The organism is Bacillus hominis (assembly GCF_018332515.1).
Lineage (GTDB): Bacteria > Bacillota > Bacilli > Bacillales > Bacillaceae_G > Bacillus_A > Bacillus_A hominis.
The window spans coordinates 1-9762 of sequence record NZ_BOQD01000040.1 but is presented as its reverse complement, the minus strand read 5'-3'; the positions used below and the strand labels follow the sequence as shown (position 1 = coordinate 9762).

Genomic DNA, 9762 nt, shown 5'->3' with positions numbered 1-9762 from the left:
ACTTATTGTAATTCAACTGTGTAAGTAAATTTATCCCCTCTAGCAATCGTCTCTGTGTATTCCATTATATTTTCTTTTGCATATGCGATTCGCTCTAATAATAGAGATGGATCATTCACTTGAATTTGCAGCCATTTTGCATGATCTTCATTTGCTGCAATTGCTCTAAAATTTTCTACTGCTCGCGTAATATGAACTTGATATTTTGCACGAAAAATTTCGTACATTGGTGTCTCTTCTAGCTCTGTCTTCGTTAAATACGGAAAAAACTTTACTGGAATATACGACGTTTCAAACAACATTGGTTCTTTATCAGCTAACCTTAGTCTTGTAATTTGATAGACTTCTTCTTCAAACTCAAGCTTCATAATTTTCGCTACTTTCTTGTCGCAATTCATAATAGTAAAGGATACTACTTTTGATGATGGCACTTTCCCAAACTTTTTCATTTCTTCTGTGAAACTATAAAAATGAACAAGACTTTGATTAAATACACGAGGTGAGACGAAACTTCCTTTTCCATGCTTTTTATAAATGTATCCTTCTTTCTCTAACTCTTGCATTGTCTGTCTTACTGTTGTTCTGCTTACATCATGAATCTCACATAACTCACGCTCTGACGGAAGCTTATCATGTTCTTGTAATTTCCCAGTTTCAATTAACTCTACAATAATATCCAGCAGTTGATAATATAGTGGTGTTCGATTATCTTTTTCAATCATATTTTACTCCCTCATCCATAAAATTGTTATAACCATTTTATGGCTATTATAACGAATGGAAATAGGAACTACTACCACTTTTTCATATTGAAATGAAAAGTGGTTCTCCATCAGTTAAAATTCTTTTCACCTATATTTCCCCATTTTGAGGTGACTCTTACGATACAGGTTAACTTCCTTACTTCACTTGTTTCATTGTTTTCTGCAATTCTGTTACATATTGTTTCACCTGTTATTCTTGATTTTTCAGCAGCAAAAGCAATTAAATGACTATTTGCCGAAATCATTGCAGACGTTAAGCTTTCTTCATATTTAAGTTTCATTTTTTGCTTCCAGCTTCGACTGTAACCAACTGTTTTTTTTCTGGCTGAACAAATGGGCTGTAGAAATGAATCACAACATGATCCGGCACTAAACCTTCTTCATCAAAAATAACAATTTCATTTTGCTCTTTCAGTAAGGATGCTGGAATCTTATAATCCTCCTGTGGTCCAATGTTCCAGTACCTTCCTAAACATTGGCCGTTTACCCAAAAACATCCTTTGCTCAACTGATTCAAACGAACCTTTACAATAGAGCCATTGTCAGGGTTCCAGGTAAAATTACTTTTATGCCAGCGGGGATTAATAGTTTGTTGATCACTATTAATAATCTTCCATTCCCTTACCTCGTGTTGCTGGGCAAATGCTTTCGTTTTCCATCCAGAAATTTGCTCCTTTTCATTAAACAAATAAAGGTCGAAACGACGAATACTAGTAATATTCTGAGCATCTAAATCCAAAATATTTTCCCCTTGCTTTAAGGCAGCACTTATATCCGCAACTCCATAAACAGCACTGTTTTTTGACCAACCCGTTTGACATTCCATCAAGATTTTTCCCTTTTCACCATTTACCGTAACACGCGAAACGCCTTCACCAACGAGAAACGCTCGATCATAATCCTCATTCTCGAAGGTTCTTAAAAAGGCGATACGCTCTTCAATCCTTGGTATTTGCGATAAATGATGTTGAACTCCACAGCCTTCAACCTGCCATTCTCCTCGTAAGGATAGATATTTCCCGTTAAGTGCTGGAGACTCACTAATGCCCTTCGGTTCCCCTACCACCTGAGAATAGTTGAAGCGTCCCATATTCTGAACGAGGCATGTTAACGTATTTTTCCCTTTTTTCACTGGAACTTCAATTTCAGCAGCCCCAAGCTTGCTAAGCTTCCCGACAAATTGCTGATTACAGAAAACCATGACTGGATCCTCGATACGAGGAAAGACAACCGTCGTAGTTTGTGTTTCTTCTGTATCAAATTCACTTTCATAGCCTAAATAACCGCTAAACTGTCCGAAACTACTGAAATCAAGCGGTTTTTCTGCCTCTTTCACCTTTCCTGTTAAAAAAGAAAGAGGTTCATCTGCCGTTTCCCATGATAATTTATTTCGTGCAGTATCCTTTTCAAGCTTAGGAACAATGACATCCAGCGATGTTCTTGTGACAACTTCAATAGAATAGCTGGATCCATCTTTAAATAAAAGCTTTATTGTTTGTGATTGACTTCCATGAAATAAATGAAAAGCAATACTGCCGTCTTCTAACTCTTCGAATCGATTTGGTGTTGGACAATGAATTTCTGCCTTTTGGTCAAGCTGTACAACTAAAGTAGAACGTTGCCCATTTTCGTGATAAATCACCGCATACCTAGAATCAAAACCTGTTGTCTGTCCCGTTAATGTTTTAATAATAAAATGATTTCCTACCTTAACATTGCGGACAATCGGTAAAACGGCATTGGCTTCAATCGTAAACGGAACAAGTTCATTGCCATGTCTCACATGGGATTGAATTCTTTCATTCCTATTATTCTCAATAAATAGTACTTCGCCATGAGGACTGACAATTCGCTCTGATTTAAGGTCACTTGACAGCTTCACATCAGAAGCAGCTTGTTCTGCATTTGTGAATAGCGGTTCCAGCCATTTGACAAAGGAATGGTATCTTTTTAATACTTCATATTTTCTGGTTGGCTGTAAATATTCGTCAATAGCGACATCATAATCATATGTTGTCGTACAAAAAACCTGTTCACTAACTGTTCGTCCGCCCCAATGATCAAAATTCGTGCCACCAAAATACATATAATAATTAATGGTCGTAAATCCATTGCTCAAGAGCTGGTAACACTCACGTTCAAGCTGCTGAGGTGTTTTTTGATTCGCTTTATTTCCACCCCAGTGTTCAAACCAACCAATCCAAAACTCCATGACACCTTTCGGCTGATCGGCAAATCGTTCATCTAAACTCTCAGCGGCACGGTTGGCACCTGACCAAAAATTGCGGAACTCCACAGCACCATCGACTGCTCCATAGCATGTAACGAATGGTACTTCGATGCCTCTTGCAATCATTCCATCCCGCAAATATTCCATATATTGCTTATCAGGTTTACCGTAAGCTTGGAATTCATTTTCAATCTGAACCATGATAACTGAACCGTTTTTCGTTAATTGATACTCATCAATAATTGAAATAACCTGATCAAAATATTGATCTACATAGTGTAAAAAACTAGGCTGTGCCGAACGATATTGAATATCCTTTTTCGTAGAGAGCCACCACGGAAATCCGCCAAAATCCCATTCTGCACAAATATATGGGCCAGGTCTTGCAATGACATATAATCCTTTATCAGCACATAATTGAAGAAAATGTGCTAAATCTTTGTCGCCAGAGAAATCCCATTCACCTTCCTTCATCTCATGGAAATTCCACGGAATATAGGTTTCAATTGTATTACACCCCCCAGCTTTTGCTTTTTCTAAAACATCATCCCACTCAGCCCTTGGAAGACGGAAGTAGTGGATGGCAGCAGATAAAATGAAGATTCTTTTATTATGGATCTTCCAACTTTTCTTATCGTAAGTTATCATGATTTCCCTCCAAAATTGTCATGTCCCAAAATTCTTGATAACAGTTTTATAACTTAGTAGCAAACAGAACTTCTACCAGCATGTTAATTGGATATCGCTAATAACGAAAAATGTAAATACTGGTTTTTCTATATTTGTCAGAGTCTCTTTAAACTCCCTTGGTCTGGTTTTCAGATGGTAATGTTTTTTTATGAAAGAACGGATTCAAACCGGACAATTTAAAGTTAGAAATCTCTCTCACTTTATTCTCCATCGTATGAAATATATTCATTGACACCCACATAGTAAAAAAGGCCACAACACTAACGCTAAAAAATGGAATTAAACCTGGAACCCACAAAAACAACCTAAATAAAATATAGTAACCGAAAGCTAATAGTATCGTATGGAATGGGAAAGATATTCCTAATAATAAGGACATTGTCAAGTATTGCTGCAGCTTAAATTCAAAATGAACAAAAACAGGGATAATATATAATAGTAGGATTAAAAAAAGAATACTAAGCGTGATAATGAAAATAAATAATAATAGATGCGTGAGCCCGTTGGTAAATCGAATAAAGGAAAAGTTTAGATAGATCAAGAACCCAATGGAAAACAAAGCAAAGCCTATGGTGTTCGCTTTCCAAAACTCTTTTCGGAAAGTAATCCAATAAATTTCAACTAATGAACGGAGTTGTTCGTTTCCCATCCGCCATTTCCTTATGACTGTAAATAACCCTACAGTTGCAGGCATCAGCCCTAGGATAATACCCCCCATTAAAGTCAGGGCGATCCAAATGATTTGAAAAATGGCTATTTTCATAACAATTTCCGAAAAATTATAAAACTTCCATATTAGACCATTAGTTTCCATAAACACCATAACCCTCTTCCTAAGAAGGAAACACGTACGGAGAGCCAATATCATCCGTACGGTTCAATCAACTTTTTTATTTTTCCATTCTCTTATATGCTGCTTCGTAAATTTCTAGATAACGTTTAACGCCCATTTTTTCTAACGTACTTTTATATTCATTCCATTTAGAGAAATCTGCTTTTCCTGTAATAAAGTTTGCTGTCATTTCTTTCAGATACGTATCCATATCGGTTGAAATTGGTGTTAACTCACTCTGTTCTTCTACCGTAAAGTTAAACGCTGGCCAAACATCATCCAATTTAAGCGATAGCGGTTCTGCTTGTTGAGCATTTGCAGTTGTAGCCTCTTTGCTTTCTGCTCCGTTAAAGTATTTTTGCTTAACAAAACCAGGATAATAACCACCAGGCCATGTTAGGTATTTACTTACTGCTTGGTCTAGCGTTAATCCATCCGGATTCTTTTTAATTTCATCAACGTAATCCAATTTACCAGTTGTTGGATCTTTAGTATAAGTTTTACCTTCGAAGCCCATAAAGAACATTTTTGATCCTTCATCACTATAGAAATGATCAATCCACCTTACCGTCGCTTCAGGACTCTTATTCTGATTCGTAATAACAAACATCCCTATGTTTCCTAAAGGTGAACCAACTGCTGTATTTAATCGATCTCCATGAGGGCCTTTTAATACAGGCATTCCTACAAAGCCACTCAGATTTTCTGTCGTCCCAGGATCAACTCCGTTTATGACGCCAAAGGTATTCTTTGAAGCTTTCGCACTAAACTCTTCTGTCTTAAGAGTGAAGATTTCTTTATCAATTAAACCTTTAGTATAAAGCTTGTTTAAATATTGCAATAGCTCTTTATATCCATCAGTGGTCGGTACATAGCGCATTTTTTTTGTTTTCGGATCTAAGTCAACATTTTGATTCGCAGTTCCATGATTATTTAAGCCGAAAGATCCTTTTAGGGAGCTAATAAATTCATCGATTCCATATGCCCCGCCCCAAGGAATTTCGTCTGCTTTTCCATTACCATTTGGATCACCGTCTTTTATGGCTTGTAATACGGATTCAAATTCATCAAGAGTCGTTGGTTCTTTCAATCCTAATTTATCAAGCCATTCCTTTTTAATCCATGGTGTTCCATAAATGAGCCCCTTGAATTCAGGATCATAAAAAGCCGGAAACCCATAAATTTTTCCATTAGGCATCGTAATTCCTTTTTTCACTAAAGGGTATTTTTCCATAATCTTTTTAAAATTCGGAGCATACTTATCAATTAAGTCATTTAGAGGAATAAATACACCCTGCTGACCAAATTTTATTAAATCCGTCTTCGGCACTGCAGCTGCGAATAGTACATCTGGATACTCACCACTTGCAAGCATGAGATTTCGTTTTTCCTTCAAACTTTGTGTTTGGACAGCATCCCACTTAATATGAATATTAGTCATTTTTTCATATTCTTGCCAAAGCATTAAATTGTTCCAATCCTGTGATTGAAAAAACTTTCCCGCAAAGCCTTTCAACTCAATCTTATCTTTTGCAATGGGCATTCCAGTTTGATTTAAATTAGATATTGTGGGTTCCTTTTTATTGTCGGCAGTGGTTTTCTCGTTGGAACATGCGCCTAATACGAGTGAACTCATTAGAACAAACGATAGAATACTAGCTTTTTTCTTTTTATTCTTCATTTCGCAACCCCCTAATTTTATCCTTTAATAGATCCAACCAAAAATCCTTTAACAAAATACCTTTGTAAGAATGGATACAAACACAACATTGGTAAGTTCGCAAAAATTAAAACCGCATATTTCAGTCCTTCCACACTCATCTGCTGCTTTAAGAAACTTTCACTCGTTGATTTAACCATATCACTCGTTTGACTTTGAATAAGAATCTCCCTTAAGATTAATTGAAGTGGAAAAAGTTCTTTATTTTGTAAATAAATTAATGCTGTAAAATAAGAATTCCAGTGTGCAACTGCATAGAATAAAATCATAACGGCAATAACAGGCATAGAGAGAGGCAAAACTATTTTCAGTAGAATTCTAATATTTCCTGCGCCATCAATCATGGCCGCTTCTTGAAGTTCAAGTGGAATGGTCGTTTGGAAAAACGTCCGCATAATAATAATATTAAAAACAGATACGGCATTAGGAATAACCATTACCCAAAAAGTATCAATCATTCCAAGATTTTTAATAAGCAAATAGCTAGGAATTAAACCGCCACTAAAAAACATCGTGAAAACAAATATTCCCATAATCACATTACGACCAACAAAGTCTGCCCTAGAAAGTGGATACGCTGCCATAATCGTTAATACTACATTAATAGCAGTCCCTACCACCGTATATTTAAGGGTATTGAGAAATCCGTTTATAATATCATGATTTGAAAATAATTTTTTGTACGCGTCGAAATTTAACCCCTTTGGCCAAAACCAAATTTCTCCGTTTAACACATGGAGTGGATTGCTAAGCGACGCGCTTATGATAAAGATCAAAGGATAAACAACCAGTAATGCGATGATTGTTAAAAATAAATAATTAAAAAAATTAAAAACTTTATCGGATGCTGTATTTTCCAATCTAGTTCACCACCTACCATAGACTTGTTTGATTCACTTTTTTAGCAAAGAAATTCACCATTACAAGCATAATGAAATTTATGATTGAGTTGAATAACCCTATTGCAGCAGAAAAGCTGTATTCAGCTTGTTCGATACCGCTGCGATAAACAAAGGTAGATATAACGTCTGATGTCGACATGTTTAGGGTATTTTGCATTAAGAAAACTTTTTCAAATCCAACTGACATAACAGATCCTGCATTTAGAATAAATAGAATAATAATCGTTGGCATAATCGTTGGGATATTAATATGCCATATTCTTTGCAATCTCGAAGCACCGTCAATCATTGCTGATTCATGTAAGGAATAGTCAACAGCAGTTAAAGCAGAAAGATAAATAATAGAACTCCACCCCATGGTTTGCCATACATCGGAAAACACGTATAATGTTTTAAACCAACTTGGTTCCGACATAAATGCGATTGGTTTTCCACCCACTAGAATAATAATTTGATTGATTAATCCATCCGGCTTTAAAAAAAGGATCAACATCCCGACTACTACTACTGTAGATAAAAAGTGAGGAGCATAAATAATGGTTTGTACGAATTTTTTAAACTTAGAATTTCTTACTTCATTTAGCATGAGGGCAATGATGATTGGAATCGGGAATGCTACTGCTAGTGTATAAACACCAATAATCAACGTATTTTTAATAAGTCTCCAAAAATAGTAACTATTAAAAAAACGCTCAAAGTGTTTCATCCCTACCCATGGACTATCCCATATCCCTAGCGTTGCAATAAAATCTTTAAAAGCAATTTGCACGCCGTACATTGGGATATAATGAAACACAATAAAGTAAGCGATTACAGGAGAAATCAATAAATAAAGTTCCCAATTTTTACGAAACGACTTCTGTAAAATTGTCCACTTTGACGAGGACGCTTCTGATTTTTTTTCTAATATGTTAGCGTGTTGCATACGAGTCTCGCTTTGAATAATTTTTTCCAAATTCTCTCCCCCTTCTCATACAGAAGCTAATCACACATACTTGACAGTTGAACCTTGACTGATTTTAATAACCTTTCCACCAGAGCGAATGGACTCAGTCGCTGCACAGCCGACCGCAACACTCATTCTTCCCGCATATGGTGTGGTTAAAGGTTGCTTGTTGTTTAAAACTAGTTCGACAAAGTCTCTGCATATTTTTGGATCCGCACCACCGTGGCTGCCTTGTTCTTTTTTCATGTCATAGGTTATGTCGCTAAGTTCATTCCATGAGTTTGATTTTCTCGTTTTCACATATACTTTTTCATTTACATCATCATTCTCTATTCTGCCTTTTGTACCGATAAAGGTATAGTTTCTTGAATAATCTGGTGTAAAGTGGCATTGCAAGTAGGAAGCTTTAATCCCGCCTTCAAGTTCCATAATCAACATATTATTGTCCTCAACATCGATTTCTTCCCGGAAAGCGCATTGGGTTAATACGTTCAGACTCGCTTCCGTACAAGTATCCTTTTCATCACAAGTAGGACAGGTTAATGTATTTGGTTTCTCTCCACCGTAAAAATCGAGTCCCCCAAAAGCCGAAACCTTTTTTGTATATTTTCCAGTAATCCAATGGATCACATCAAGATCATGAGAACCCTTTTGCAATAAAAGCGAAGTCGTATTTTTAGCTGTTCCATGCCAGTCATGGTAATAATAGTATCCGCCAAATCCGACAAAATGTCTTACCCAAACGGCTTTAAGATCACCGATTACCCCTGAATCAATAATCTCTTTCATTGTTTGATACATACTCATATAACGCATATTAAAACCAACCATTAAATGCTTTCCAGACTTTTCCGCTTGTTCGATAATCCGGTCACATCCTTCTACTGTGATCGCTAAGGGCTTTTCACAATAGACGTGCTTACCAGCCTGAAGTGCCGCAATGGCATGCTCTTCATGTAAATAATCGGGAGACAAAATGGCAACAGCATCAATATCCGTGCGAGCGAGTAACTCTTTATAATCGGTGGTAATATCTGCATGTTTGTTAATTTTTTCTTGAAAGGTTTTCAATCTTTCCATCGAAACATCGGCTGCAGCAACGACAACTGAATTTCCACCTGGGTCATGCCAATACTTTGCAATACCACTCCGAAGTCCTGCACCAATAATCCCAATTCTTACATTTTCCATTTGATACTTCCTCCTATCCCTTCTTCTTATCCCTACTACTTTTGATTATTCCTCTTGGTGAACCACCTCCTTAAAGTCTTGTGGAAGTATTTCCTTATTATCATCCAAATGTTTTCTACCTAGTTTTTAAAGATGACGTGTTTGCTTTTTCGCCACCATTAGAACATCCTGCTGCTACAAATAACAATGCTGACAAAAAGAATATAAGCCACTTTTTCATTCCATTTTCACCGGTGCATTTATTACACACTAATGGTTAGTTGAACTAACTAACGATCTTTTACAAAGAGATTTGTATTTTAAACCAAGTATTTCCCCCCATAAATAAAACGTTTACAAATAAGTGTTTTTGTTTGCAAGAAACATTTTTTGTTCTTTCTATCACGCAGCTATAATGATGTCACTACCAGTTGAACTAACAAACTATGACTACTATATTGATTATGTATATGACAGATTCAGTTATGATATAATGTTGTCATTACCA

General features: G+C 36.2%; 8 protein-coding genes. All 8 read right to left on the bottom strand.

Annotated elements, in window-relative coordinates:
* Positions 1–2 precede the first annotated feature (2 nt).
* The 8 genes from KI356_RS05820 to KI356_RS05785 all read right to left on the bottom strand — a co-directional run bounded on the left by KI356_RS05820 (position 3) and on the right by KI356_RS05785 (position 9275).
* Positions 3–722 (bottom strand): GntR family transcriptional regulator, encoded by a 720-nt coding sequence (locus KI356_RS05820; protein WP_212935031.1) that lies wholly within the window; start codon positions 720–722, stop codon positions 3–5.
* Between the two features lie 110 nt (positions 723–832).
* Positions 833–1045 carry a hypothetical protein gene (locus KI356_RS05815; RefSeq protein WP_128280010.1) on the bottom strand — a complete coding sequence of 71 codons (213 nt, stop codon included), beginning with the start codon at positions 1043–1045 and terminating at the stop codon, positions 833–835.
* Positions 1042–3642 carry a beta-galactosidase gene (locus tag KI356_RS05810; RefSeq protein ID WP_212935030.1) on the bottom strand — a complete coding sequence of 867 codons (2601 nt, stop codon included), beginning with the start codon at positions 3640–3642 and terminating at the stop codon, positions 1042–1044. Before KI356_RS05810 ends, KI356_RS05815 begins: the two co-directional genes overlap by 4 nt.
* Positions 3643–3790: 148 nt before the next feature.
* Positions 3791–4498 carry a YesL family protein gene (locus KI356_RS05805; protein WP_238486178.1) on the bottom strand — a complete coding sequence of 236 codons (708 nt, stop codon included), beginning with the start codon at positions 4496–4498 and terminating at the stop codon, positions 3791–3793.
* A 76-nt stretch (positions 4499–4574) separates the two neighbouring features.
* The gene (locus KI356_RS05800; RefSeq protein WP_128280007.1) at positions 4575–6197 is read right to left on the bottom strand and encodes an extracellular solute-binding protein; all 1623 of its coding nucleotides are present in this window, start codon (positions 6195–6197) and stop codon (positions 4575–4577) included.
* A 17-nt stretch (positions 6198–6214) separates the two neighbouring features.
* Entirely contained in the window at positions 6215–7096 is an 882-nt protein-coding gene (locus tag KI356_RS05795) for a carbohydrate ABC transporter permease (RefSeq protein WP_128280006.1), read from the bottom strand.
* A gap of 13 nt (positions 7097–7109) precedes the next feature.
* On the bottom strand, positions 7110–8093 hold the full coding sequence (locus KI356_RS05790; RefSeq protein ID WP_234842417.1) for an ABC transporter permease: 984 nt from the start codon (positions 8091–8093) through the stop codon (positions 7110–7112).
* Between the two features lie 30 nt (positions 8094–8123).
* A complete protein-coding gene (locus KI356_RS05785) occupies positions 8124–9275 on the bottom strand; it encodes a Gfo/Idh/MocA family protein (protein ID WP_212935028.1) in 1152 nt (383 codons plus the stop codon).
* Between the last annotated feature and the right edge of the window lie 487 nt (positions 9276–9762).